Origin of the sequence: Nocardia otitidiscaviarum NBRC 14405 (assembly GCF_000308635.1) — a bacterium.
Lineage (GTDB): Bacteria > Actinomycetota > Actinomycetes > Mycobacteriales > Mycobacteriaceae > Nocardia > Nocardia otitidiscaviarum.
Window position 1 is genome coordinate 42,356 of the sequence record NZ_BAGD01000043.1, and the last position, 25,474, is coordinate 67,829.

Sequence of the window (25,474 nt, forward strand, 5' to 3'; positions counted from 1 at the left end):
CCAGGTATGACCGAAGGACACAGCGATGGTGACATCACACCGCGCGCCCTCGCGGTGGTCGTGGTGATCGCGGGCGTGCTGGTGCTCGCCGTCGCGGCGGGCATGCTGCTCACCGGTCGCGACGACACGCGAACGGGCGGTGAGCGAATCCCCGCGAGCGTGCCCGCGCCGTCCACGACCGCGGTCGCGCCGACGACCACCGCGTCGGCCCCGGAACCCGCACCCACCGTGCGGATTCCCACCCCGGTGGCGCCGCCGATAGACCTGGCCGACCGTCGCGTGGGTGACGACTGCACGCGCGACAATGTCATCTCGGCGTGGGAGTTCCGGGACGGCGACTGGGTCTGTGTGCCCAAGCCGCCGGGCACCGAGAACTACATTCCGGCCGAGGCGGTGTACCCGAATCGCTGACCGCGCGTCAGATTCCGGAGATCCCGGCGAGCTGGCCGATGCCGTAGGTGACGGCCATGGCCAGCGCACCGCCGATCACCACGCGCAGCACCGCGCGGCGCGGGTTGCCGCCGCCCAGCCGCGCACTCACCGAACCCGTGATGGCCAGTGCCACAACCACTGCCGCGAAGGTAACCGGAATCCGCCATGACACCGGCGGCAGCAGGATGGCCAGCAGCGGCAGCAGCGCGCCGACGGTGAACGCCACGGCCGAGGAGAGCGCGGCCTGCCACGGATTGGTGAGTTCGTCGGGGTCCAAACGCAGTTCGGCCTCGGCGTGCGCGGCGAAGGCGTCGTGGGCGGTGAGTTCCTCGGCGACCTTGCGCGCGGTCTCCGGTGAGAGTCCCTTGGCCTGGTAGATCTCGGTGAGTTCGGCGAGTTCGTAGTCCGGCTGCTCGGCCAGTTCGCGTTTCTCCTTGGCCAGCAACGCCTTCTCGGAGTCGCGCTGGGTGCTCACCGAGACGTACTCACCGGCCGCCATGGAGATCGCCCCGGCGGTGAGTCCGGCGACGCCCGCGGTGAGGATATTGGTGGCGTCCGTGGTCGCCGCCGCGACGCCCACCACCAGACCGGCGGTGGAGACGATGCCGTCGTTGGCGCCGAGCACCCCGGCCCGCAGCCAGTTGAGCTTGGACGCGAACCCCTCGCCGTGCGGTTCGTGCGGGTGTGCCGGCGTCCCGGTTGTCTGGTCCACGACCGCAGCCTAAGTGATTCCTCCTATGAATCAAGCGAGGTAAAGCTCTCCTTTCCGGGGATGCACCGGATTAGCTGCGAAACTGGACAGTATGGCCCGCTTCTGTCTGCGTCACTGGTCCACGCTCGTTCCCCTCTTCGCCGCCCTGGTGCTGGCGGTTTCCTGGGGTCGCGATCTGAACGGGGCAGCGGTGATTCTGGTGAGCGCGGCCCTGATAGGGGCGGTGCTGTCGGCGGTGCATCACGCCGAGGTGGTCGCGCACAAGGTGGGCGAACCGCTGGGCGCGCTGGTGCTCGCGGTCGCCGTGACGGTCATCGAGGTCGGCCTGATCGTCACGCTCATGATCTCCAGCGGTGACAAGGCGGCATCGCTGGCCCGCGACACCGTCTTCGCGGCGGTGATGATCACCTGCAACGGCATCGTCGGTCTGTCGCTGCTGGTGGGTGCGTTGCGGCGGCGGGTGGCGGTCTTCAATGCCGAGGGCACCGGCGCGGCGCTGGCCACGGTGGCGACCCTGGCCACCCTGTGCCTGGTGCTGCCGACCTTCACCACCAGTGAGCCGGGTCCGGTGTTCTCGGGTGGGCAGTTGGCCTTCGCGGCGGTGGCCGCGCTGGTGCTCTACGGCGTCTTCGTCATGGTCCAGACGGTCCGGCATCCGGACGATTTCCTGCCGGTCGAGGGCGGTCCTGCCGCCGTCGTTCACGATGAGCACGCGGAGCCGCCGACCGGTGGGCGGGCGCTGGCCAGCCTGGGCCTGTTGCTGCTGGCCCTGGTCGGCGTGGTCGGTCTGGCCAAGACCGTGTCCCCGAATATCGAATCCGCCATCGCGTCGGCCGGGCTGCCGCAGTCCGCGGTCGGTGTGGTGATCGCCCTGCTGGTGCTGCTGCCGGAGGCGCTCGCGGCGGTGCGGTCGGCCCGGCGGGGCCGGGTGCAGATCAGCATGAATCTGGCGCTGGGCTCGGCCATGGCCAGTATCGGGCTGACGATTCCGGCCATCGCGCTGGCCTCGATCTGGATCGAGGGGCCGCTCATGCTGGGTCTCGGCGCCACCCAGATGGTGCTGCTGGCGCTGACGGTGGTGGTCGGCGCGCTCACGGTGGTGCCCGGCCGGGCCACGCTGCTCCAGGGCTGTGTGCATCTGGTGGTGTTCTCCGGCTTCCTGTTCCTGGCCGTCAGCCCTTGAGGTTCACGAGGTCCAGCGGTACACCTGTCCGTCGCGTAGCTCGTAGGCGCGGGCGGGTGGTGTCGAATCGCCGTTGTGCGGACGTCCGGCGAGCATGGCCATCACCCGGGTGCGGCCCCGGGTGATGTGGCCGCTCTCGGACCAGTGCACGTAGGGGTGAACGAGTTTCGCGAATGTGGTCCAGTCGTCGGCTTCGATGGCCCCCAGGATCGCGGTCACTGTCTGATCCACACCGTCAGTGAACTCCTCCCAGCGGTGCGGGGGAGCCGATTCACGCGAATTCGTACGGCGCTGAGCACGGCCATCGCGATTGCTGACAGTTCACTTACTGCGCGGCCGAGGCATGACCGAGGGCTCCGAAACCTCGATGCCGGCGGTTCGCCGGGGCGGTGATATCCGCCACAGCGATAGCTGTTACCGCTGATAACAGGTTTCAGAACACGCCTTAACATGCGGATATAGTCTCTTGACCTGGGGGTCGACGTTGATACCGGCCGGTAGCTTGGCGGTGTCGGTCACACCGTAATCCGATTTGTTGTAACTGCCCGTAACCATTAGCTTTGATGGCAGGCAGTGTTGCCGATCACGGAGAAGAATGATTTGAAGCCCGACACCCGGTCGCTACCGACCCCATCCGCCGCACGGATCGTGCGCGACAACTTCTCCGGAACCGTCGTGTCCTCCCTGCGTACCTTCGGACGGGCCGCCGGTATCGCCCAGGAGACCGTCACCGGAGCGGTGAGCGATATCGCGCGCGGGCAGTTCCAGTGGCGGGAGGCCATCATCCAGGCGTGGCGGCTCATCACCGTCACCGCGCTGCCCGCGATCCTCATCGCCATCCCCTTCGGCGTCATCGTCTCGGTGCAGGTCGGCAATATCATCCACACCCTCGGCGCGGATTCGCTGCTGGGCGCGGCGGGCGGGCTCGGCGTCATCAAGCAGGGCGCTCCGCTGGCCACCGGCTTCCTGCTCGGCGGCGCGGGCGCGGCGGCCATCGCCGCCGACCTGGGGGCGCGCACCATCCGCGAGGAGATCGACGCGCTGAACACCATGGGCATCAGCCCGATTCACCGGCTGGTCATCCCGCGCATGGTGGCCATGCTGTTCGTGGCCCCGCTGCTGAACATCCTCATCATCTTCGTCGGCGTCCTCGCCGGATACGCGGTCGCGGTCGGCGGCCAGAACGTCACGCCGGGCAGCTACTGGGCCACCTTCGGCTCCTTCGCCACCACCGCCGACGTGTGGGTGTCGCTGGTGAAGGCGGTCATCTTCGGCTTCCTGGTGGTCGTCATCGCCTGTCAGCGCGGACTCGAGGCCAAGGGCGGCCCGCGCGGTGTGGCCGACGCCGTGAACGCCGCGGTGGTGCTCTCGGTGGTGTCCATCGTCGTGGTGAACCTGGTCGCCACCCAGATCACCGCCATGTTCCTGCCCACGAGGCTGGCATGACCACATCGACCTACGTCCCCAAGGGACTCGGCTGGTTCGCGCGCTTCTATCGCCGCCGCGGGCTGATTCTGCGCCGCATCGAGAATCTCGGCTTCGTGCTGGCCTTCGTCTGGCAGGTGCTGTCGTCGATTCCGTTGACGCTGCAGCGCTATCGCGACGAGACCATGCGCGCCATCACCAATATGACCTGGGGCCGCGGCTCGGTCATCGTGGGCGGCGGCACCGTCCCCATGATGATCGTGCTCGGCCTGGTCATGGGCGCGTCGGTGGCGGTGGAATCGTTCGCCACCCTGGACATGCTCGGCATGGGACCGGTGACCGGTCTGGTGTCGGCCTACGCGACCACGCGCGAACTCGCGCCCATCGCGGCCGCGATCGGCTTCGCCGCGCAGGCGGGCTGCCGGATGACCGCCGAGATCGGCTCCATGCGCATCTCCGAGGAGATCGACGCCATCGAATCGCTCGGCCTGCGCTCGGTGCCGTTCGTGGTCACCACCCGCGTGCTGGCCGGTGCGGTCGCCATCATCCCGACCTTCCTGATCGCGCTCATCCTGTCGTACCTGTCCTGCCGCGGCCTGATCACGCTGGTGCACGGGTCCGCCGCGGGCGTGTACGACCACTATTTCTTCCAGTTCGTCACCGGATTCGACGTGATCGCGGCGGTGATCAAGGTGGCCATCTTCGCCACCGTGGTCATCCTCATCCACTGCTACTACGGGTTCTTCGCCACCGGCGGCCCGGAGGGCGTGGGCATCGCGTCGGGTAAGGCGGTGCGGGCCAGCTCCGTGGCGATCGTCGCCATCGACATGGTGCTGTCCATCGCGCTGTGGGGCTTCAACTCGGCGATCACGTTCACGGGGTAGGGATGCCGAATTACGGAATGCCCGGGGTCGCGGTGGACCGCGGCCGGGCGATGAAGGTGGGAGCCGTCGCGGTCGCGGTGGTGCTGGCCGTGACCGCGGCCTGGTACGGGATTCGCGCCATGACCGCCGATACGGGACTGCGCATCTCGCTGCACACCGAGCAGATCGGTGACGGCGTGCTGGCGGGCACCCAGGTGCGCCTGGACGGCGTGCTGGTCGGCAAGGTCGTGGAGATCACGCCCGCCGCGCGCGGCACCCAGCGCATCGCCCTGCAGCTCGACGAGTCGCGGTTGTACGGTCTGGACGACTCGCTGCTGGTCGACTACGCGCCGCAGAATCTGTTCGGCATCAGCGAGATCGAGCTGCGCCGTGGGGCGGGCGGCGCGCCGCTGCGCACCGGCACCGAGATCGACCTCACCGGCGCCGAGTCGGCGGCCGTCTACGACGCCACCATGGGTTCGCTGCTGCGCAGTATGTCGCAGGTCGGCGATACGGTGCTGACTCCGCAGCTGGCCACGGTCATCGCGCAGGTCGCGGCCGACGTGGAGGCGTTCACGCCGCTGGCGCAGGCCATCGTGACCGCCTCGCGCACCGTGGTGGACAACCAGAAGATGCCGCCCTCGCAGCTGTTCGGCAATCTCGGCCCGGCCTTCGACGGCGGTGGCCGGTTCGCGGGCGCGGCGGTCGAGGTGGTCGACGTGATCCGCAGTATCGAACGGCTGCAACAGGATCGCGAATCCTACGACCACGGGGTGGACATCGTGGTGAACAAGCTGCTGCCCACCCTGTCGGAAACGCTGGGGCAGGCCGGAACCCAGCTCTCGGCCACCACCGACACCCTCGCCGCCATCCTGTCGGTGCTGGCGCGGATGGTGCCCGCGCCGCAGCGCACCGCCGCCGAGCTGACCGAACTGCTGCACCGGCTGCGCGCCGCCATGCCGGACACCCCGAACGGTCCGGTGCTGAATGTCGAAGTGGATCTGCGCGGCGTGCCCGCCGTGGCGGTGCCGCTCCTGGGTGCGGGAGGTGGCCGATGAAGGTGGGGGCCGCCGCCTGGCGGCTGGGACTGTTCGCGGTGGTGATCGTGGCCGTGCTGGCCATGGTCATCCAGCTCATCGAACGGCCCGTCGCGGGCGAGACCGAGGCGCACGACGCGCTGTTCACCGATGCCAACGGCCTCAAGGTGGGCGATGACGTGCGCATGTACGGCGTGCAGGTGGGCAAGGTGCGCAGCATCGACCTGGACGGCACCCGGGCGCGCGTGCGCCTGACCGTCAAGACCGACGCGGCCATCTACGACAACAGCAAGCTGGCCATCCGCTACCAGAACCTGACCGGTCAGCGCTACATCGACCTGCAACAGCAGCCGCGGCCGGGGGTGCGCCTGCCCGCCGACGCCACCGTCGGCGTCGAGCAGACGGTGCCGTCCTTCGACGTCACCAGCCTGTTCAACGGCCTGCGTCCGGTGCTGGCCACCATTTCCCCCGAGGCGATCAACCAGTTCACCGCCAGCATGGTGGCGGTGATCGAGGGTGACGGCAGCGGCGTCGGCCCGGCCCTGGACGCCATCGGCCAACTCGCCTCCTATGTGGACAACCGCCAGCAGGTGATCGGCACCCTGATCCGCAATATGTCTGAGCTGTCGGACAAGGTCGGCGGCCGGGTGCACCACCTGGTGCCGCTGCTGGCCCGACTCTCGGACATCTTCGAATCGTTGCGCGAGAACATCGGCGGCCTGGCGCAATTCGCGGTGACCGCGCCGTCGGTGCTGGCCCCCGTCGACTCGCTGCTGCGCACCCTGGGCCTGGCCGAGGGCAATGACGTGGACGAGCTGATCCGTCGGCTGTTCCCCGATCCGCAGGAGGCGGTGGCGGTGTTCGGGCGGCTGCCCGCGGTGCTGGCCGCCGCGGACGCCGCGCTGCCGTCGGCCTCGGGCTGGACACCGCAGTGCAGTAGGGGAACCGCGGAGCTGCCGGGTCTGCTCCAGGTGCTGGTTTCCGGACAGCGGGTGGTGTTGTGCAACGGATGAGACTGTCGAGCCTGCTGCCCCGCGAGAGCAGGGTCATCGACGACCACACCCGCAAGCGCCGGGAGCTGCGCCGCGGCGTCGTCGGCGCGATCCTGCTCGCCATCTGCCTGCTGGCGGTGGGCGCGCTGTACGTGGTGCCGTTCGGAAAGCACACCTACACCGCGGAATTGACCGAGGCACAGTCGGTGAAGGCCGGTGACGATGTGCGCATCGCCGGCATCTCGGTCGGCGAGGTGGAATCGCTGGAGCTGAAGCCGGACCGGGTCGTCATGCGCTTCACCGTGAATTCCAATGTGTTCGTGGGTGATCAGACCTCGCTGGACATCCGCATGCTCACCGTGGTCGGTGGCCATTACGTGGCGATGTTCCCGGCGGGGGAGCGGCCGCTGGGCGACGCCCCGATCCCCGCGGACCGAGTCCGGCTGCCCTACAGCCTGATCCAGACCTTCCAGGCCGCGGCCGCGCCGTTGCAGCAGCTCGACGGCGACTCGCTGCACCGCAATCTGACCGCGCTCGGCGATTCGCTGGAGACCGCGCCGGACACCCTGCGCACCACCCTGGACACGCTCGGCACCTACGTCGACGCGTTGAACCGGCAGCGCACCCAGGTCTCGAACGCCGTCGCGGTGCTGGACGAGTACGTGCGCATGTACGACGGCGCGAAGACCGATCTCGGCCGTCTCATGGACAATGCCAACCTGCTGGTCACGGTACTGCTGGACAAGCACGCCGAGATGGCAGAGGCGATCCGGCTGCTCAGCGGCGTGCTCGACCGGGTGGCCGTGCTGGGCCCGGTGTGGAACGACCAGCTGAAGACCAGGGTCACCGACGCGGTGGCGGCACTGCGCGGCCTCAGCGGCGAATTCCAGCCCATGCTCACCGCCGCGCAGGGTTTGCAGGACAAGTTGTCGCAGTTGGTGATTCCCGACGGCGGGGTCGGTGTGGACCGGTCCGACCGGACCATCACCGCGCCCGCCGCCATCTGCGTACCGCTGCCCGGGAGGGACTGCTGATGTTCAAGCGGATGCTCGGATCGCAGGCGTTCATGTCGGTCGCCGGGGCGCTGGTGATCGTGCTCGTCGCCCTGGTCGGCTATGTCGTCATCTTCGACCCGATGAAGAAGACCATCTCCTACACCGCGATCATGCCCGACGCGGTGGGCCTGTACGTGGGCAACAAGGTGACCATGCGCGGCATCGCGGTCGGCACCGTGGATTCGGTCGAGCCGGAGAACGGCAAGGTGACCGTCGGTTTCTCGGTGGACGCGGACCATCCGGTGTACGCCGACGCCGCCGCCACCACCGTCGCCGAATCGATTGTGGCCGACCGGAATCTGGCGGTGCTGTCCAGCGGTGCGGATCGGGCGCTGTGGGATCCGGCCCGGCCCATCACCAATACCCTCACTCCCAAGAGCATCACCGAGACGCTGACCGCGCTGGCGGATCTGTCCGCCGAGATCCAGCGCCCCGACGCCCCGGACGCGCTGGGCCGCGGCCTGATCGCACTCGACGACGCCACCCGGGGCACCGGCCGCGAGATCAACGACATCGTCAACAAGCTGGGTGCGGCCATGGCCGCACCGGACGCCGATATCGCGCATCTGGTGGGCATTTTCGACTCCTTCGCCTCGGTGGCGGAGAAGGTGGAGACGCACTGGGGCGATCTGCGCAGCATGCTGCTGCGGCTGGCTCCGGCGCTCACCATCGCCAGCGACGAGCTGATCGGTCCCGGTGCGGTGCTGGTCGACCGGCTCGGCGCGGTGCTGCCGATGCTCAACGACCTGGTCGTGCTGGCGGGCGATCCGATCATGGACGCGCTCAACGACGCCGTGCCCATGGTGCGGCTGCTGCGCGCGAATATCGGCTCGCTGTCGGAGGTGGTGCGCAAGCTGCCGGTGATCACCTCGGTGGCGCAGGCGGTCACCGGTCCCGACGGCATCACCTACGGGTCGCCGCGGGTGGCGCTGCCCGCGCCGGACGCCGAGCAGGTGTGCGCGGCGATCGACGCCGTCGCACCCGGTCGGTGTGCGAGCGCGGCGAACGGCATGGTCGAGATTTCTCTGGTTCAGCTGGTGCTGGGAACGGCGGGTGCGCGATGACGGCGAAACTCTTGCGCCGCACCGGAATCGCGGTGCTGGCGGCGGCGCTGCTGGCCGGTGTCGGCGGCTGTGGCTTCGATCCCGCCTCGGTGCCGGTGCCCGGCACCACGGTGTCGGGGCCCACCTATCGGCTGCACATCGAGTTCGACAATGTGCTGAATCTGCCCGCGAAGGCGAAGGTCATCGCCAATGGCGCGATGGTCGGCACGGTGGCCGGGGTGCGGGTGGTGGACGCCGCGCAGGCCCCCGCCGGTCGCGGTGGCTACGTGGTGGTGGATGTCGACATCTCCCGCGCGGTGCGGCTGCCCGCCACCACCGTGGCCGAACTGCGGCAGAACACCGTGCTCGGCGACATCCACCTGGCGCTGACCACTCCGACCGACGGTTTCGGCGATCTGCTGTCCGACGGCGGCACCATTCCGCTCGAGCGCACCGCGCCGCCGGTGCAGCTCGAGGACACCATGGCCGCGCTGGCCACCTTCACCCAGGGCGGCGCGATCGACCAACTCCAGGACATCATCCACCGGTTCAACGCGGTGCTGCCGCAGGATCCGGCCGAGACCAAGCGGATCGCGCAGGTGCTCGCCGCCGACGCCGTCGATCTGGCCGCCAACCTGGACCAGGTCGATCTGCTGCTCAACGGACTCGGCACCAATGCGCAGGTGCTGCACGACAAGATGGGCTTCCTGGACCATGAGCTGAGCCAGGTCTCGGTGGACCAGATGAACGGCATCACCCATTCCATCGACGGGGTGGCGGGCCTGTTCACCGCGCTCGGCACGCTGGGCACCTCGCTGACCTGGCTGGCCCCCATCGCCACCTCGGGTGATGCGGCCGCGCAGGCGTTCGTGCCGCTGGCGGTGTCGGGTGCGCCGCTGGACCTGTCCGCGCCGGGCAATCTGAATCTGCTCATCGCGCTGTTGCGGGACAAGGTGATTCCGTTCTTCGAACAGGGCGCGAAGGTGAACGTCACCGGGGTGTCGGTGAATTCGGTCGGTAGGGACGAGCAGGTGGATCGCATGGTCGCCACCCTGCGCATGATCGGAGCCGTGCGATGAAATGGGGATCGCTGGCCTCGCTGGCCGGTATCGGCGTCGTCACCGTGGTCGGCGCGAGCTATCTGACCTTCGGTGTGGTGCGGGCGGATCCGTTCGCGGAGTTCACCGACGCCGCCATGGTGCTGCCGAATTCGGGATCGCTCGAGGTGGGTTCGCCGATTCTGCTGACCGGTGTCGAGGTCGGTGAGGTGACCGCCGTGCGGGGCACCGCCGACGGGGTGGAGGTGCGCTTCCGGGTGGCCGCGGATCGGCGGGTGCCGACCGACAGCACCGTCGTCATCGAACACCTGTCGGCGCTGGGCGAACCGTACGTGGAGTTCCGGCCCAACGGCTCAGGTGGCCCGTATCTCGCCGACGGCCAGCGATTGGACGCCTCCACGGTGCGTCCGCCGCTGTCCATCCCTGAGGTCGCCCGGCTGGTCACCAAGACCATGAACCAGCTCGACCCGGAGGCGGTCGGCTCCCTGGTGAGCACCCTGGGCGATGCCTTCATCGGCACCGACGGCGCCATGCCCGCCCTGCAACGGTCCGGTGATCTGCTGGCCGCGGCCATTATGAGCCGGGAGCCCAAGATCGCCCAGCTACTGAACAGCTTCCAGGCCGCGGCAGCCGATATCGACGGTATGGGCGAGGCCACGGGAGCCGCCGCCCCGGCATTCGTCGAGTTCTCGCATGCTCTGACCGCCCTGGTCGAGGCGGTCGGTAGACTGGTCGACGGTGCCCCCGGACCCGATGCGTATCTGGCCGACAACGGGCTGGCTACCTTCCTGGCCCGGCTGAACGACTGGTTGCGGCAGGCCGGACCCGAATTGAAGACCCTCGCACCCGCCCTGCAACCCCTGGCGGACGCGGTGCGCAGCACGGGACCCCAGATCGATATCAGCACCCTGATCTCGCAGGCGCTCGCCGACACCGGTGACGGTGCCGTGCGCGTGCGGGTGACTGTGAAGTAGTAGGAGGAAGCGGATGTCCGAGGACGCCGAGAAGCGCGACGCCACCGCGGCGACCGCGCGCAAGACCGTGTCGCTGCCGGTGTCCACCCTGGTGGCGGGGGCCGTCGCGGCGGTGCTCGTCGCCGTGGCCGTCGTGACCACCGGCCTGTGGCTGTCGGCGCGCGGCGACCTCGACGACATCCATGCCGCGACCGCCGCCGAGCAGCACGCCGAGCAGGTCGCCACCGACTACGCGGTCGGTGCGTCGAATATCGACTTCGCCGATCTCGGCGCCTGGCAGGGCCGCTTGAAGGCGAACACCACCGGCAAGCTGTCCGAGCAGTTCGACGCGGCGGGGCCGAAGCTGTCCGAGGCGCTCACCGTCCTGAAGTGGACCTCCAGTGCCACGCCCATCGCGGCCAAGGTGACCGGTCGGGACGGCGACGCGTACCTGGTCGACGTCTTCCTCGATGTCACCAGCACCAATGCCCAGAATCCCCAGGGCGTCAAGACCACCGTCACCTACAACGTGACGGTCAACCCCGACGGCTGGACGATCGCCGACGTCGGCGGCATGGATATGACGCTGCCGCAGAAGTAGGGGCCGGGCTCCCTCACCCTGTGCGCAGGGTGTCCGCGAGCCGGATCGCCAACGCCACGATCATGAGTGTGGGATTGGCGTGCCCGTTGGTCGGGAAGACGGAGCTGCCCGCGATATACAGGTTGTCCATCCCGTGCACCCGGCACCGCGCGTCCACCACGCCGGTGCGCGGGTCGGCGGACATGCGGGTCGCGCCGGTGGGGTGCGCCCAGTCGGTGAGTTGCACCGGCTCCGAACTGTTCTCGCACACCCACCGGTGCAGGTGCGGGGGATCGAAGCCGAGGCGCGCGAATTCGCCGGCCGCCAGGGCGGCGGTGCGCCGGACGGTGGCGTCCTCTATGTCGTGCACCTTCCAGTCCACCCGGGCCAAGGGAATGCCGAGCCGATCCACCTTGTCGCTCAGGGTGACCCGGCTGTCCGGATCGGGTTGTTGCTCGACCATGCAGCGCAGTTCCACTTCGGCGAGTTTGCGCGGCAGTCCGGTGCCGTGCACCAGGCGGCGGCGCACCCCCGACAGCAGCAGGCCGGGATGGGCCGACACGATGCGCGTATCCCGCAGGGTCAGCTGTCCCCGCAGCAGCCGCTTGACCGATTCCCACGGGTCGTCGTCGGCGGGCACCTCCTGAATCCACAGGGCGCAGTTGAGCAGTCCCTCGCGTTCCTGGATCGCGGGGGAGAGCGCGACGCCGTGCAGGAAGGTGTGCTTCCCGCCGCGACCCTTCACGACGTACTTGCCGAAGCGGTCGCGTGCGGTGGCGGAGGTGGCGGGATCGAGCGTTCCGACCGTGCCGCAGCGATGGTCGAGCAGATATCTGCCGACCATGTCGTGCCGGTTGCCCAGTCCGGCGGGCACGATGCGGTTGGCGGCCAGCAGCAGGCGCGGATTCTCGAGTCCCCCGGCCGCCAGCACGATTCGCTGGGCGACAACCAGACGTTCGCCGCCCTCGGCGTCCAAGACGCGCAGCGCCCGCACGTGGGTGCCGTCCGGATCGGTATCGATATGGGCCACGGTGGCATTCAGGACGACTCGGACATTCGCGGCGGAGATCGCCGGGGCATGTCTGCCGAAACGCTTGCAGTCGAAGGGATCCGCGGGGTCCTTGCTGATCTGCCAGAAGTAGGGGCGCAGCCAGCGCCGGTCGAGTTCGGCCGCGGGCGCGGAACGTCCGGCCAGGGTCCAGAACCGGTCGTCGGTGAACCCGACCCCGTGCCCGAGCCCCAGATGCGCGCCCGCCCGCTCCAGATACGGTTCCATATCGCTCGCGCCGATCGGCCAGCCGGAGTCCGGAATCCATTCCCGCCGGGCGAAGTCCAGCTCGTCGAGGGGCGCGCAGCGCCCGGCCCAGGTGTGCGAGCTGCCACCCAACACCCGATTGCGGGCATGGCGGTGCGGTAGGGAGCGCGGCGCACCGACATTGTCGATGTCGTTGAGCTCCTCGGTGTCCGGCTGCTCCGCGCGGCCTCCGCTCTCCAGCACCAGTACCCGCAGCGCTGTCCCCGCCAGTTCGGTGGCGATGGTCAACCCGGCCGGTCCGGAACCGATCACGCAGACATCGGCGGAGAGCTCCTCGTCCCGCAACCCCCGCAGGTCGTCGATACGCACCGGAATGTCCTTCCGATCCCCGCATCCACCCCCGAGACGGACGCGCAGTGACTGTCCGGGCTCATCGTAACCGCTCGATTGCGCGTTCGTGGCCCATCTTTCACCCGGCTCAACAGCCGGGCTGCAGAAACGCCCGGACGTACCCCGCCGACTGGCGCACGTACATCCACGCCCAGAACAGCGGACCGGAGTCCGCGGGGCTGGCCACCATGGTCAACTCGCCGCGAAAGCACTTGCCCACGATGTACCGGGCGCGGGAGACGTGCGGGGTGTAGGTGATCACGATGATGTGCCGCCAGTGCCCGGTGTCGGCCCGCCGGGCGATCTCCTGCGCCTCGCCCTGGGTGGTCCACGGCTCCGGCACGAAGCACGACACCCGGAAGTCGAACGTCCCGTCGCAGTAGCGGTCCATCACGTGGTCGTCGATGCCGGTGGATCGCGAGATGACCAGTTCCGGCGCGTAGCCCTGGCGCGCCAGCCGCAGGCCCAGATCGAAGCGCTCGTAGGCCGTGCCGCCGAGCACCACGATGGCGTCGGCGGGCCGCAGCGGGTCCACCTGCGGATGGACGAACACCGGCACCCCGGCGATGCCGATTCCTACAACCAGGGCGACCAGTACGACGAGGGTGGCGACGGCTCGCCGGAACGCGGGCACGGTACCGACGATACCGACTGTCCCCGAGCCCCTTTGACTCCCCGCCGCCTCCCCGCACGTTCCCTCCGGGCCTACCGCCCGGTACCATCGGCCCAGCTCAACACCGTGGAGGAGAATCGTGTCCGCGAATCCGACTGCTGCGCAGCTGCTGGCGACCGTCGAGGCGTCCCCGAAGGCGGTCGCCGCCCACGACCGGTCCGCCTGGGTGGACCTGTTCGCGGAGGGTGCGAGCGTGGAGGATCCGGTGGGCTCCCGCCCGCATCGGGGATGGGCGGCGTTGGAGCGGTTCTACGACACCTTCATCGCGCCCAACGACATCGCCTTCGAGGTGGACCACGACGTGGTGTGCGGCATGACGGTGTTCCGCGATCTGACCATCCACACCACCATGTCGACCGGCGTCACGCTGCCGGTGCCCATGCATCTGCGCTACGACATCGCCGAGGTCGACGGCGGACTGAGAATCGCTGCCTTGCGCGCGCATTGGGAGCTGCCCGGCATGATCACGCGACTGCTGGGCGCGGGTGTGCCGGGTATGAAGGCCGGAATGAAGTTGGGCCCGCAGCTGATCGGCAATCAGGGCGTCGGCGGCGCGCTCGGTTTCCTGCGGGCGTTCGGTGGCGTGGGCTCCGCCGGCAAGCGAGCCGCGGCGCGCCTGCTCGACGCCGCCGGCCGCGGCGACGCCACGGGCGTACGCACGGTGCTCGCGCCGGTGGCGCGGCTGGAATGGCCGGTGGGAGACCGCATGTCGGTCGACGACTTCGCCGTGCGGGCGACCGGGCTACGCTGGCGCAAACCCATCGCGGCGGGCCGCACCGTCACCGCGACCGTCGACACTCCCGACGGTCGCGGTATCGCGGAACTCGATTTCGCCGAGCACGGCACCCGCGTGCAGGCGGCGCGAATCTACCTGGTGCGCTGAATCACCGCTTCGCTCCGACGATCTCGTTCACCACGTCGGTGCGGGTGAAGGTGCTGCCACCGGCGGTGCCCACCACTCTGCCGTGCACCGCGATCAACCACTGCCCGCAGACGCAGCGCAGATAGCGCACACCACGGTGACCGGAGACGGCGGAAGCGGGCGAGGGCCAGGAGCAGGAGGGGCAATTCACCCTTCCCATCCTTATCGGAAAACTTCCAGCGAAGATCGACGACACGCGTCCGTATGCGAACTGTGTTGGTATTCCGCCGTGGTTGTCCGATCCACCGCGTGACTCACGATCGCGGTCCGCGACTTCCGCTGCGCCGCACCGCCGTCGGCGTCACGCCCCACCAGCGTCGGCAGCAGCGAGTGAAAACGGCCTGTTCCGACAGACCGATCAGCGAGGCCACCTGGCTCATCGGCATATCCGTGGTGGTGAGATACCGGCGGGCCTCGGCCCGGCGCACCTCGTCGAGAATGGCCGCGAACGAGGTGCCCTCCGCCGCCAGCCGCCGTTGCAGCGTGCGCGGATGTACCGTCAGAAGTCGTGCCACCGCGCCGATTTCGGGTGTGGCCGTGCCGAGCAGCCGCTGTACCGCGGCCCGTACCCGCGGTGCGATCTCGGTGCCCGCACCACCGGTGAGTTCGGCCAGGAAGGCCATGGCCAGCCGGTGCAGATGGGCGTCCCCGCCCGAGAGCGGCCGGGTGGCAAGGCTGCTGGGCACGCGCAGCAGTGCGGCGGGGCGCTCGGTCCGCACCGGTGCGCCGAAGAACTCCTCGTACACCGACAGCGGTGCGGCGGGCCGATACGGCAACTCCACCGAGCGCAGGCCGTACCGCTCCGTCGCCAGCCGCTGCAGGATGGTGTGGTGCACGAAGGCCAGTCCGAGATCGGTGCCCTGCACCGGGTTCGGCGTGCCCGGCGGCACGCCGTAGCGCAGGGCGATCACCCGCTCATCCCCGTACGGGTCCGGTTCCACCGTCAGGCTCAGCGCGCGGGCGTGCACGAACAGATAGCGGGCGGTGCAGTTCATGACATCGGCGAGGGTGGGGGAGTTGCCGATGGCCAGGGCCAGCGGGCCGAGCATGGCCAGATCCTGGCGGCGGGAGATGCGCAGGCCCAGGTCGGGGCAGCGCAGCCGATGCGCGGCCAGTTCCAGCACCGCGCCCACCGCGTAGTCGGAGACCAGCAGGTCGTCGGTGTCGAGAGCGGTGACGGGCAGCCCGCAGGCGCGCGCGAATTCCTCGGCGTCGCCGCCGAGTTCCGCGACCGTGGCGCGGAAGCCACGCAATCCGGCGGACCTGATGACCGACATGTCGTTCAGGATCAAATACTTGTCGCGCACAGTCAAGAAGCCGGGGCGGGACGGCCCCAGACTGGAGATCATGAGTGAGCGCACAACCGAACGGGTCGAGCACCTCGACGTGGTGATCGTGGGCGCGGGACTGTCCGGAATCGGAGCCGCCTACCGCCTGCGGACCGAGCACCCGGACCGCAGCTACGCCGTCCTCGAGGCCCGCGAGACACTGGGCGGCACCTGGGATCTGTTCCGCTACCCGGGTATTCGCTCCGACTCGGATATGTTCACCCTCGGCTACCCCTTCAAGCCCTGGCGCGATGCCCAGTCCATCGCCGACGGGCCGTCCATCCTGCGCTACATCACCGAGACCGCCACCGAGAACGGCATCGACCGGCATATCCGCTACGGCACCAAGGTCGTTGCCGCCGAATGGGACAGCGCCGCCGCCCGCTGGACGCTCACCCTGGAGCGTCGCGACGGCGGGCGCGCCGAACTCACCTGTGGATTCCTCTACTCCTGCTCCGGCTACTACGACTACGACCGCGGCCACGCACCCGAGTTCCCCGGTGTCGACGACTTCGCGGGCCGGGTCGTGCACCCGCAGTTCTGGCCCGAGGACTTGGATTACACCGGAGCGCGGGTCGTGGTGATCGGCAGCGGCGCCACCGCCGTCACCCTGGTTCCGGCCATGGCCGAGCGGGCCGAGCGGGTGACCATGCTGCAACGCTCGCCGACCTGGATCTCCGCGGTGCCGGGCCGGGACAAGGTGGCCGACCGGCTGCGGGCCCTGCTGCCGCCACGGTTGGCGCACCGCGTCATCCGCACCAAGAACATTCTGTTCGGCATCGGCTTCTACCAGTACTGCCGCCGTCGTCCGGAGGCCGCGCGCAAGCTGCTCACCGGGCTGACCACGCGCATCCTGAAGGACGAGCGGTTGGTCGCCGAGCATTTCACGCCCGACTACGATCCGTGGGATCAGCGGCTGTGCGCGGTGCCCAACGCCGATTTCTTCAAGGCCATGCGCAAGGGCCGGGCGGAGGTGGTCACCGATCACATCGAAACCTTCGTGCCCGAGGGGATTCGGCTGACGTCGGGCCGGGTGCTCGAAGCCGATGTGGTGGTCACCGCCACCGGACTGCGGCTGCTGGCCTTCGGCGGCATCGACCTCACCGTGGACGGCGAGCCGGTGCGACTGAACGAGCGCTTCGTCTGGCAGGGCACCATGCTCACCGGCGTCCCCAATTTCGCGGTGTGCATCGGTTACACCAATGCCTCCTGGACGCTGCGCGCCGACCTCACCTCGCGCCTGGTGTGCAAGGTGCTGTCGTATATGGATCGCAACGGCTTCGCCGCCGTGGCGCCGCATGCCGACCGCCCGCTCGCCGAGCGACCGCTGCTGGATCTGGCATCCGGGTACATTCAGCGCTCCATCGGGGACTTCCCGCGCCAGGGCGACCGGCATCCGTGGCGGGTGCGGCAGAACTATCTGCTCGATGTCGCCACCACGCTGCGCACGGATCTGGGCAGGACACTGCGGCCGCACCCGGGAGCCGAGTGCGCGAAGCCGGCGCCGTCGGGGCGAGCCGCGCTCAACACGCCGTGAATGCCCGTCAGGCCGGTGATCAGGTCCTTTACGGAACTGTCGGACCGTGCGATGCTGGCGCAATCGCATCGCGCGGGAATCCACCGGTGAATGGGGGAGCGGGCATATGGCATTTCGAGGCCGGTATCTGTCCCCGGCGCCCGATCCGGAGCCGCCGCTGACGCCCTGCTGCGCACATGTGACGCTCGACGCCCAATCCCCGCCGCCGTGTCGGAATCGGGTGGCCCGCAATGACACCCGGACGGCGCGCAATGATGCCCGCGCGCTGGGCCCGGGGCTGGAACGGGTGGTGCGCGGCACGCATCCGGAAATTGCCGCGAGCGAAGTCGAAGTTTGTTCCGGGGCACGGAATTTCGCATGGCGTACGGTGCAGTTCGCCGTGGAAGTGCTGGACGGTCGCCGACCCGTCGCGCAACTGGCCGCGGTCGCCGATTCCGGGGTGGTGGCGGCCGTGCGTACCCTGGTGGGCGCGCGGCTGGTGCCGGGCCGCTCCCTCGGCACGGCGGTGCTGACCAGGGTCGATGTGGTGATGGTCGATGCCGTGCACGCCGAGGTGTGCGCCGCCTACGACCGCGGTGCCCGGCATTTCGCCCTGGCCGCCCGCATTGCCCGTGGTCGGCGCGGTTGGCGGATGACCGCATTCCGGGTGCGGTGACGCCGCACGGCTCCTACCCGGCTGCCCGGTAATAGCCGAATAGCCTGATGGTTGCGAATTCCAATCGCGCCGGGTTTGAATTCTATCCGTCCCGGGCATAATATTTCCGGCGAAAAGCGGCATCAACGTGAAAGGGCAGTCCATGGCGAAGAAAGTCACCGTGACTCTGGTCGACGACTACGACGGCGAATCGAAGGCCGATGAAACCGTCTATTTCTCGCTGGACGGCATGGACTACGAGATCGACCTGTCGCTGAAGAACGCCGGTAAGCTGCGCGGGTCGCTGGAGCAGTGGACCGAGAAGGCCCGCAAGGTCGGCCGTTCCAAGCGGAAGGGCACGAGCGGCAAGACCCGTCCCGCGGTGGATCGGGAGGAGAGCACCGCGATCCGCGAATGGGCGCGCGCCCAGGGCCACCAGGTCTCCTCGCGCGGCCGTATCCCGGCGGAGATCGTCGAGGCGTACCACAAGGCGAAGTAAAAGCCGGTCCGGAAATCTGGAACTCCGGAATTCGGCCAGCGCCGGTGATCCCGCAGCGGGTCACCGGCGCTGGCCATATCCGACAATCGCGTCGAGGGATGTCCCCGCTGAATAGCGGTAGGGATTGCGTTCCCTATGTTGTCCGGGTGCGGCAGCCGGTCGCGCGGTCGTCCACCCGGGGCGGGGAGACGGCCCGCAACTCGGTGCGGGCGCGGTCCAGCACGGCGCGGGCCCGGGTGGCGTGGGCGCGCGCGGCCTCGTGATCGTCCAGTGCGATCGCCAGGCTGGCCAGCACGGCCTCCACCGGTCCGAAGGTCACCACTCCCATTTCCAGGCCGACGATCTTGCCCGCATGCGGTACGAGGTAGTCGTACATTTCGCGAATGGTGTCCGCGTCGTCGAACTGGATCGCGGCCGCCGCGCGGAAGACCGACATGGTGATGGGATAGATGCCGTCCTGGGGCGGCTTGGCTCCGTCGTACACCCCGCGCGCCGCGTCGCGATCGCCACCGTGCACCAGCGCGATCGCGTAGATGTGCGACAGCACGTCCGGCAGCGCCGCGTAGGCGTGTGCGAGCTCGCCGACCAGGCCGGACAGATCGGCGCGCGCCCAGGCGAGCGCCACCCGACCGGCCAACGCGGCCTCGGCGGCATTGGTCAGTCCGGAATCCGTTATGCGCGTTCGGAATTCGCCGTACAGCTGCTCGGCGCGTTCGAGATCGCCGCGCAGCAGTTCCATACCGGCCGCGGCACAGCAGGCGATATCGAGCAGCGGCCGCAGCTGCCCCTCGTCGGCGAGTTCGACGGCCAGTGCGGCGTGCCGATCGGCCTCGGCCAGCTCACCGGCGGCGAAGGCGCTGCGGAAACGCAGATGATGTGCCACCGCCTGGTATTCGGGGAGTCCGGCCGCGGTGGCGACGGCCTCCAGCTCCGCCGTCAGCGCCGCGTACTCGGGGCCGTAGTCGTAGTCCATGAAGGTGACCGCATTGACCGCGGCGCAGAGCAACTCGGGATCGCCGAGGGTGCGCGCCGATTCGAGCGCCTGGGTGCTGAGGTGGTGATAGCTCTCGCGGTTCTCCGCGTCGATTTCGAAGGCCGCCGCCAGCAGCAAGCGCACCCGCTCCGCGCCCGAGGCGGAATCCAGTACCCGCCAGAGGGCTTCGAAGATGTGTGCGCTCGATTCCCGCCATTCCCGAACGGGCCAGATGACCGGTGCGCGCCAACAGGTGAGCGCCCGAATCACCGGCTCGTCACCGCCGATCCGTTCGGCCAGCTCCAGCGCCCGGTCGCGGGCGGCCCGGGCGTCACGCTGAGATCCGTTGTCGGCCAGTGCGGTCACCAGTGCACAGTGCGCGTCGAGCAGTGCGGTGCGGTCGCGGCGGTCGGCGTGCTCGCCGTCGTGCCCGGCCAGCTCGTGCAGTTCGATGACCGAGTGGCTCAATTCCACCGCCGCCGAGCGCATCCCGTGATCCATACAGTGACGGGCCGCCGCCCGCACCCGGTCGATGGCGTGGCGGGCGGTCTCGGCGCTCGCACCGAGTACGGCGTGCCGGGCCAGCAGCAGCGGGTCGGCCGCGGCGGGGCCGTCGCGGCGCCGCCGCTCCAGGATCTCCAGCGCCGACCAGTGCATGCGCGCCCGCCGCAGCGACGGAATGCCCCGATAGATGGTGTCACGGATCAGGCTGTGCTCGAAGCGGATTCGACCCGCGCGGTCGGTGCGCACCAGGCCCACCGATTCGGCGGCCGTGACCATGTCGATGAGCGCGTCCTCGGGTATTCCGGCGGCCGGAGCGAGCCGGGACAGCTCCACCTCGTCGCCCCAGACGGACAGCTGTCGCAGCACCTCGGCGACACCGAACGGCAGCCGCGCGATGCGACTGTCGACCAGTTCGCGCACGGCGTCGGGGACGGCGTCGGGATCGCCGCCCGCGGCCAGCAGTCGCGCTGATTCCCGTACGAACAGCGGATTGCCGCCCGTGCGCCGGTGCATCCGGTCCAGTCCGGCATCGTCGAGCGCCGTGAGTCCCGCGGCCAGCGCGACGGACCGGGTGCCGGTCCGGTCCAGGCCGGTGAGTTCCAGCCACGCGGCGGTGTGCTGGGCCAGGGCCGCCGTGGTGGCGTGGGTGTCGGGGCCGCCCTCGGAGCGCCGCAGCGTCACCAGGATCAGCACCGGTTCGTCGCGCAGCCAGCTGGTGACCTGCCGCAGCACCTGCAGCGTGGCGGTGTCGGCGCGGTGCAGATCCTCCAGCAGCAGTGCGACCGGCATCGCGGCGGTCGCACAGAGCCGGGTCACGGTGCGCGACAGGGTGAACGGATCCGTCGCCGGTTCCGGTGCGGCGGTGGCGGCCAATCCGGCCACCACCTCCGACCAGGCCCAGGCCATGGGTGCGCCATCCACCTCCGGGCAGGAGCCGGCCGCCACCGTCCAGGCGTTGCCGCGCAGCCGGGCCAGTACGGATTCGGCGAAGGTGGTCTTGCCGAATCCCGCCTCCCCGGCCACCCAGACCAGCCGCAGGCGTCCGCCCCGCGCGGTCTCCGCGCTCGCGATAACCTGAGCGAGCGCACTGGAATAGTCCGTGGCGCAACCGTTCTCACGGTCAGTGCCGGTCTCGTCGGGGACAGTCGCGCTGCTCGGCAGTTCGGCGGCCCCGGTCAGATTCGAGGCGTGGTTCAGAATGGCGGTTTCCAGCGCACGCAGCCCGGGGCCGGGGTCGACGCCGAATTCCTCGCCGAGAAATTCGCGGCAGCGGCGAATGGTGGCGAGTGCCTCCAATTGTTGACCCAGTTGATACTGCGCGAGCGCGAGCAATCGGGCGATCTCCTCACGCCCGGGATGCTCGTCGAACAGCTGCCGCAGTTCGATGACCACATCGCCGGGGCGCTGTAGATCGAGTTTCGCGCGGGCATCGAGTTCGGCCGCGGTCAAGCGCAGGTCGGTAAGCCGATTCGCTTCCGCCACAGCCCATTCCGTATCGGTGAACGCTTCCAGTGCGGGCCCGTTCCAGCAGGCGAGCGCATTCTCCAGCAGGTGGCTGCGGTCGCGGGTGTCGGCGCGCTGGTCGGCGTCGTTGAGCAGTTCCTGATGGGCGCGCAGCAATTCCTCGAAGTGCCAGGCGTCCACCGCGTCCGGCGGCAGATGCAGGGCGTAACCGGAGGATTCCGAGACGATGAACCTCGACGGGGCGCGGCGGGGACGATCGGGTTCGAAGAGGCGGCGCAGGTTGTGGATGTGAACCTGGAGGACGGTGGCCGCCTTGGGTGGTGGTGATCCAGCCCAGAGGTCCTCGATCAGCCGTTCGGTGCTGACGGCCTGGCCGCGGGCGACGATCAGGCGGCCGAGTACGGCGCGCTGCATCGGGGTGCCGAGCGGGACCTCGCGTCCGTCGATGGACATGTGCAGGGGTCCGAGCACCCTGACGTGCGGTCCTGCCATCGCCGAAACCCTTCTCGCGCGGGTAGGCGGTACCGGTCGTCCGCCTCAAAAGAGGATTATCATCCCACAAATCAGCGATGCCAAAAGTATGCTGAATAGTTGCCGAATGGTTATCGCAGTTTCGAGGACTCGAAATTGCCCTGGATCGGTGTCGTCCGAACGCGTGTCCAGTGGTGGGCGGCGGCGAGTCAGGTGCCTATTTCCCCCGCTCGAGCGGGTTATGACATGCATCACAAGCTCGTGAGTTCATGAAATCCACTGTGTCCTCCCATCGAAATTCCCCCGCCTATTTCATTCGCGACGCGCCTGGCGAATCAGGCTGGAAGTGAATCGGAAGATCGATGGCGAATAATTCCAAGGGGAAGTATTCAAAGGAGGTCCTGGCAATGTTGACGCGATTCGAGTGGCTGACAGGGGGCGAAGTGATGCGGGACCAGGCGATGCCCATGGTGGAACCCGAGATCTCCGGCTTCTACCTGGACCGAGACGGTGATATCTGGGAGCGGCGCAGCGAGGGCTGGCGGCTGATCCTGCAGCGTGGCGTGGCCGTCGATCCCGAGGCGCTGTGGGACTGGGCCGAAGGCCATGTCCGCGACTACGCCCCGTTCACCCTCGTGCACGGCGACGCCTACGCCGCCCGCATGGCGGCCGTCGCCTTCCCGACCGCGCACCCGAAAGACGGCACCGCGCGGTAGGGCTCAGCGGTAGGTCTCAGAGGAAGACCTGCGCGGCCAAACCCGCCAGCGCGCCGCCCAGCAGTGGGCCGAGCACGGGCACCCAGGCGTAGGACCAGTCGGGGTCCTTACGGTGGGCGGTCTCGCGGTCGGGCAGGTCGCGGTGGCCGCCGACGCCGACGCCGAGGTCGGCCGACACGGCCTTGGGCGGCACCTCGGCGGAGTGCTGGGTGGGCAGCAGCGCGTAGGCGATGCGGGGGCCGAGGTCGCGGGCCGGGTTGATGGCGTACCCGGTGGGGCCGCCCAGGGATGCGCCGATGCCGACGACCAGCAGGGCAGCGGCGAGCGGGCCCAGGCCGCTGGGGGTCTTGCCGAACGCGACGATGACGAAGACGAGCACGAAGGTGGCGATCACCTCGGTGAGGAAGTTCCACGGGTACGAGCGGATGGCGGGCACCGTGGAGAACACCCCGAGCTTCTTCTCCTCGTCGGGTTCGGCGTCGAAGTGTCGTTTGTAGGCGAGATAGGCCACGCACGCGCCGAGGAACGCACCCACCAGCTGGCCGCTGAGATAGGCCAGGGTGTTGGCGGCGTTCACCGGAACGCCGGGCGCGTATTCGTCGAATCCGGCGAACAGATTGCCGATGGTGACGGCCGGATTCAGATGGCCGCCGGTCTTGTAGGCGGCATAGACGCCCGCGAAAACGCCGAGACCCCAGCCGAAGGAAATGAGCAGCCAGCCGCCTTCGAAGCCTTTCGACTTGGCTAGCAACACATTGGCGACGACACCCGCGCCGAGCAGGATCAAGATGCCCGTGCCTAGTGCCTCACTCGCGAATATCGTGCCGAAATCCATGAATAGAGCCTCCGATCCGCGGGGGGACGCGGACGCGACCCCGGGCCTGAAATGACTCTACGATTCTTACTCAGCAAACTCTTGGAAACACACACGATCATCTCGAACGAGGCATGATAAATCCCACATTCGCCCCGCCGTTCGCGCGCGCTGAAAACGCTTGTGCCGCGCCGGAACCGACGTTCCGGCGCGGCGGCGCGAAGGGGGTGCGGCGGGGGCCGATCAGCGGGCGGCCACCAGCCGGGCGGCGTTCGCGGACTCGTCGTCGCGGGCCTCGTTGGCGGCCAGCTCCGCGTGCACCCGGTCGTTGTAGCGGTTGACCTCCGCGCCGGTCCGCTCGGCGTCCCAACCCAGGTGCGGGGCCACCAGTTCGGCGATCGCGGCGGCGGCGCGGAGTCCGCGGTCGGCCACCTCGATGGAGATGCGGGTGCGGCGGGTCAGGATGTCGTCGAGATGCAGTGCGCCCTCGTGGGTGGCCGAGTAGACGGCCTCCGCGCCGATGTAGTCCTCCGCGCCCGGAATCGGGTGGCGCAGTGCGGGATCGCGGGCGATGAGCTCGAACAGATCCTTGGCCACCGCGCCGTAGCGGCCCAGCAGGTGCTCGACGGTCTGCACCGGCAGGCCCGCGTCCTTGGCGACGCCCGGGATATCGGCCAGCATCTCCTGGTAGCCGGCCGCGCCGAGCAGCGGCAGATGCTCGGTCACCGAGTCGGCGACGCCGCTGCCGAGCCCCTCGACCGCGGCGTTCACCACGTCGGCGGCCATCACCCGGTAGGTGGTGTACTTGCCGCCCGCGATGACGAACAGGCCCGGCACCGGCTCGGCCACCGCGTGCTCCCGCGACAGCTTGGACGTGTCCGAGGACGCGCCCGAGAGCAGCGGACGCAGCCCGGCGTAGGTGCCGACGATGTCGTCCTCGGTGAGCGGTTCCTTCAGCAGGGTGTTGACGTGGTCGAGGATGTAGCGCACATCCGCCGCGCTGGCGGCCGGGTGGTCCTTGTCGAAGGCCCAGTCGGTGTCGGTGGTGCCGATGATCCAGTGCTGCTCCCACGGGATCACGAACAGCACGCTCTTCTCGGTGCGCATGATGATGCCGGTGTCCATGTTCAGCCGCTCGCGCGGCACCATGATGTGCACGCCCTTGGACATGCGCACGTGGAACGGGAAGTCCACACCGGTCATCCGGTTCATCTCGTCGGTCCACACGCCGGTGGCGGAGATGACGCTGCGGGCGCGCACGTTGTATTCGCGGCCGGTCTCCAGATCCATGACGGTCGCGCCGATCACGCGCTGCCCCTCGCGCAGCAGGCCGGTCACCCGGGTGCGGGTGAGCACGGTCGCGCCGTGCTTGGCGGCGGTGCGGGCCAGCGTCATGACGTAGCGGGCGTCGTCGACCTGGGCGTCGTAGTAGCGGATCGCGCCGGTGAGCGCGTCGTCCTTGAGCGCCGGGGCCAACTCCAGTGCACCGGAACGGGTCAGGTGCTTGTGCATGGGCACCGCCCGCGCGCCGCCGAGGGTGTCGTAGAGGGCGACGCCCGCGCCGATGTAGGCGCGCTCCCAGACCCGGTGCTGGAGCGGGAACAGGAACGAGACCGGGTGCACCAGATGCGGTGCGATCTTGTTCAGCAGCAGGCCGCGTTCCTTCAAGGCCTCACGCACCAGCGCGAAGTCGAGCTGTTCCAGGTAGCGCAGCCCGCCGTGGATGAGCTTGCTGGAGCGGCTGGAGGTACCGGCCGCCCAGTCGCGGGCCTCCACCAGGGTGACGTTCAGGCCGCGGGCGGCGGCGTCCAGGGCGGCCCCGGCGCCGACGATGCCGCCGCCGACCACGAGGACGTCGATCTCGGTGTCCTCCAGGTGCGCGATGGCGTCGTCGCGGTAGGCGCGATCCAAGCGTGCAGACACGGGAATCTCCTTGTTCTCCAGGGTGATAAGTCTTGTGG

25 protein-coding genes are annotated in these 25,474 nt (G+C 69.1%); 16 read left to right on the forward strand and 9 right to left on the reverse strand.

The genetic code is table 11. From position 1 onward, the window contains the following. The first annotated feature begins 6 nt into the window (after positions 1 to 6). The gene (locus ON31_RS07485; protein WP_039810783.1) at positions 7 to 411 is read left to right on the forward strand and encodes a hypothetical protein; all 405 of its coding nucleotides are present in this window, start codon (positions 7 to 9) and stop codon (positions 409 to 411) included. Positions 412 to 418: 7 nt separating this feature from the next. On the opposite strand, the gene ON31_RS07490 is transcribed toward ON31_RS07485, so the two are convergent. After that, positions 419 to 1,144: a VIT1/CCC1 transporter family protein gene (locus ON31_RS07490; protein ID WP_039810789.1), complete on the reverse strand. Its 726-nt coding sequence runs from the start codon at positions 1,142 to 1,144 to the stop codon at positions 419 to 421. Positions 1,145 to 1,235: 91 nt separating this feature from the next. Between ON31_RS07490 and ON31_RS07495 the strand changes: the two genes are divergently transcribed. Continuing rightward, a complete protein-coding gene (locus ON31_RS07495; RefSeq protein ID WP_039810791.1) occupies positions 1,236 to 2,327 on the forward strand; it encodes a calcium:cation antiporter in 1,092 nt (363 codons plus the stop codon). 3 nt (positions 2,328 to 2,330) lie between these two features. On the opposite strand, the gene ON31_RS07500 is transcribed toward ON31_RS07495, so the two are convergent. Next, positions 2,331 to 2,558, reverse strand: a complete 228-nt coding sequence (locus tag ON31_RS07500; protein WP_039810794.1) for a hypothetical protein — start codon at positions 2,556 to 2,558, stop codon at positions 2,331 to 2,333. Between the two features lie 444 nt (positions 2,559 to 3,002). On the opposite strand from ON31_RS07500, the gene ON31_RS07505 reads away from it, so the two are divergent. From ON31_RS07505 to ON31_RS07545, 9 genes are read left to right on the forward strand one after another with little or no spacing between them, the layout of a single operon-like run. Next, positions 3,003 to 3,773 (forward strand): MlaE family ABC transporter permease, encoded by a 771-nt coding sequence (locus tag ON31_RS07505; RefSeq protein WP_373282973.1) that lies wholly within the window; start codon positions 3,003 to 3,005, stop codon positions 3,771 to 3,773. Further along, a complete protein-coding gene (locus ON31_RS07510; protein WP_029926564.1) occupies positions 3,770 to 4,636 on the forward strand; it encodes an ABC transporter permease in 867 nt (288 codons plus the stop codon). Before ON31_RS07505 ends, ON31_RS07510 begins: the two co-directional genes overlap by 4 nt. 2 nt (positions 4,637 to 4,638) lie before the next feature. Further along, entirely contained in the window at positions 4,639 to 5,673 is a 1,035-nt protein-coding gene (locus ON31_RS07515) for an MlaD family protein (RefSeq protein ID WP_039810798.1), read from the forward strand. Continuing rightward, positions 5,670 to 6,665 carry an MlaD family protein gene (locus tag ON31_RS07520; protein ID WP_039810801.1) on the forward strand — a complete coding sequence of 332 codons (996 nt, stop codon included), beginning with the start codon at positions 5,670 to 5,672 and terminating at the stop codon, positions 6,663 to 6,665. The genes ON31_RS07515 and ON31_RS07520 overlap by 4 nt, the downstream gene beginning before the upstream one ends. Beyond that, positions 6,662 to 7,678, forward strand: a complete 1,017-nt coding sequence (locus ON31_RS07525) for an MlaD family protein (RefSeq protein WP_039810804.1) — start codon at positions 6,662 to 6,664, stop codon at positions 7,676 to 7,678. The genes ON31_RS07520 and ON31_RS07525 overlap by 4 nt, the downstream gene beginning before the upstream one ends. Continuing rightward, positions 7,678 to 8,763 carry an MlaD family protein gene (locus tag ON31_RS07530; RefSeq protein WP_039810806.1) on the forward strand — a complete coding sequence of 362 codons (1,086 nt, stop codon included), beginning with the start codon at positions 7,678 to 7,680 and terminating at the stop codon, positions 8,761 to 8,763. Before ON31_RS07525 ends, ON31_RS07530 begins: the two co-directional genes overlap by 1 nt. Beyond that, positions 8,760 to 9,821: an MlaD family protein gene (locus ON31_RS07535; RefSeq protein WP_039810809.1), complete on the forward strand. Its 1,062-nt coding sequence runs from the start codon at positions 8,760 to 8,762 to the stop codon at positions 9,819 to 9,821. Before ON31_RS07530 ends, ON31_RS07535 begins: the two co-directional genes overlap by 4 nt. Continuing rightward, on the forward strand, positions 9,818 to 10,774 hold the full coding sequence (locus tag ON31_RS07540; RefSeq protein ID WP_039810812.1) for an MlaD family protein: 957 nt from the start codon (positions 9,818 to 9,820) through the stop codon (positions 10,772 to 10,774). Before ON31_RS07535 ends, ON31_RS07540 begins: the two co-directional genes overlap by 4 nt. Before the next feature lie 13 nt (positions 10,775 to 10,787). Next, positions 10,788 to 11,354 carry a hypothetical protein gene (locus ON31_RS07545; protein ID WP_029926573.1) on the forward strand — a complete coding sequence of 189 codons (567 nt, stop codon included), beginning with the start codon at positions 10,788 to 10,790 and terminating at the stop codon, positions 11,352 to 11,354. Between the two features lie 13 nt (positions 11,355 to 11,367). Here the strand turns inward: ON31_RS07545 and ON31_RS07550 are convergent, their stop codons facing one another. Continuing rightward, positions 11,368 to 12,957 carry a GMC oxidoreductase gene (locus tag ON31_RS07550; RefSeq protein ID WP_051036960.1) on the reverse strand — a complete coding sequence of 530 codons (1,590 nt, stop codon included), beginning with the start codon at positions 12,955 to 12,957 and terminating at the stop codon, positions 11,368 to 11,370. Between the two features lie 109 nt (positions 12,958 to 13,066). Further along, entirely contained in the window at positions 13,067 to 13,612 is a 546-nt protein-coding gene (locus ON31_RS07555) for a YdcF family protein (protein ID WP_085996353.1), read from the reverse strand. Between the two features lie 118 nt (positions 13,613 to 13,730). Between ON31_RS07555 and ON31_RS07560 the strand changes: the two genes are divergently transcribed. After that, positions 13,731 to 14,534 (forward strand): nuclear transport factor 2 family protein, encoded by an 804-nt coding sequence (locus ON31_RS07560; protein ID WP_039810815.1) that lies wholly within the window; start codon positions 13,731 to 13,733, stop codon positions 14,532 to 14,534. 1 nt (position 14,535) lies between these two features. On the opposite strand, the gene ON31_RS07565 is transcribed toward ON31_RS07560, so the two are convergent. Both ON31_RS07565 and ON31_RS07570 read right to left on the reverse strand, forming a co-directional pair. Beyond that, positions 14,536 to 14,724: a hypothetical protein gene (locus ON31_RS07565; RefSeq protein ID WP_039810819.1), complete on the reverse strand. Its 189-nt coding sequence runs from the start codon at positions 14,722 to 14,724 to the stop codon at positions 14,536 to 14,538. Between the two features lie 103 nt (positions 14,725 to 14,827). Next, a complete protein-coding gene (locus ON31_RS07570; protein WP_039810878.1) occupies positions 14,828 to 15,850 on the reverse strand; it encodes an AraC family transcriptional regulator in 1,023 nt (340 codons plus the stop codon). A gap of 70 nt (positions 15,851 to 15,920) precedes the next feature. On the opposite strand from ON31_RS07570, the gene ON31_RS07575 reads away from it, so the two are divergent. The 3 genes from ON31_RS07575 to ON31_RS07585 all read left to right on the forward strand — a co-directional run bounded on the left by ON31_RS07575 (position 15,921) and on the right by ON31_RS07585 (position 18,571). Beyond that, entirely contained in the window at positions 15,921 to 17,438 is a 1,518-nt protein-coding gene (locus tag ON31_RS07575) for a flavin-containing monooxygenase (protein WP_039810821.1), read from the forward strand. Positions 17,439 to 17,544: 106 nt separating this feature from the next. After that, positions 17,545 to 18,093, forward strand: coding sequence for an Rv3235 family protein (locus ON31_RS07580; RefSeq protein ID WP_143982511.1), 549 nt, complete (start codon positions 17,545 to 17,547; stop codon positions 18,091 to 18,093). A 142-nt stretch (positions 18,094 to 18,235) separates the two neighbouring features. Beyond that, the gene (locus tag ON31_RS07585) at positions 18,236 to 18,571 is read left to right on the forward strand and encodes a histone-like nucleoid-structuring protein Lsr2 (RefSeq protein WP_029926580.1); all 336 of its coding nucleotides are present in this window, start codon (positions 18,236 to 18,238) and stop codon (positions 18,569 to 18,571) included. A 133-nt stretch (positions 18,572 to 18,704) separates the two neighbouring features. Here ON31_RS07585 and ON31_RS07590 read toward each other — a convergent pair whose 3' ends face one another. Beyond that, the gene (locus tag ON31_RS07590; protein ID WP_063821446.1) at positions 18,705 to 22,004 is read right to left on the reverse strand and encodes an ATP-binding protein; all 3,300 of its coding nucleotides are present in this window, start codon (positions 22,002 to 22,004) and stop codon (positions 18,705 to 18,707) included. Between the two features lie 386 nt (positions 22,005 to 22,390). Here ON31_RS07590 and ON31_RS07595 point away from each other — a divergent pair, with 386 nt between their 5' ends. After that, positions 22,391 to 22,699, forward strand: coding sequence for a hypothetical protein (locus ON31_RS07595; protein ID WP_143982509.1), 309 nt, complete (start codon positions 22,391 to 22,393; stop codon positions 22,697 to 22,699). A gap of 16 nt (positions 22,700 to 22,715) precedes the next feature. Here the strand turns inward: ON31_RS07595 and ON31_RS07600 are convergent, their stop codons facing one another. Together ON31_RS07600 and glpD are read right to left on the reverse strand one after the other, a co-directional pair. Beyond that, the gene (locus ON31_RS07600; protein WP_039810827.1) at positions 22,716 to 23,534 is read right to left on the reverse strand and encodes an MIP/aquaporin family protein; all 819 of its coding nucleotides are present in this window, start codon (positions 23,532 to 23,534) and stop codon (positions 22,716 to 22,718) included. A 222-nt stretch (positions 23,535 to 23,756) separates the two neighbouring features. Beyond that, the gene (glpD, locus tag ON31_RS07605; protein ID WP_039810829.1) at positions 23,757 to 25,436 is read right to left on the reverse strand and encodes a glycerol-3-phosphate dehydrogenase; all 1,680 of its coding nucleotides are present in this window, start codon (positions 25,434 to 25,436) and stop codon (positions 23,757 to 23,759) included. Positions 25,437 to 25,474: the final 38 nt, after the last annotated feature.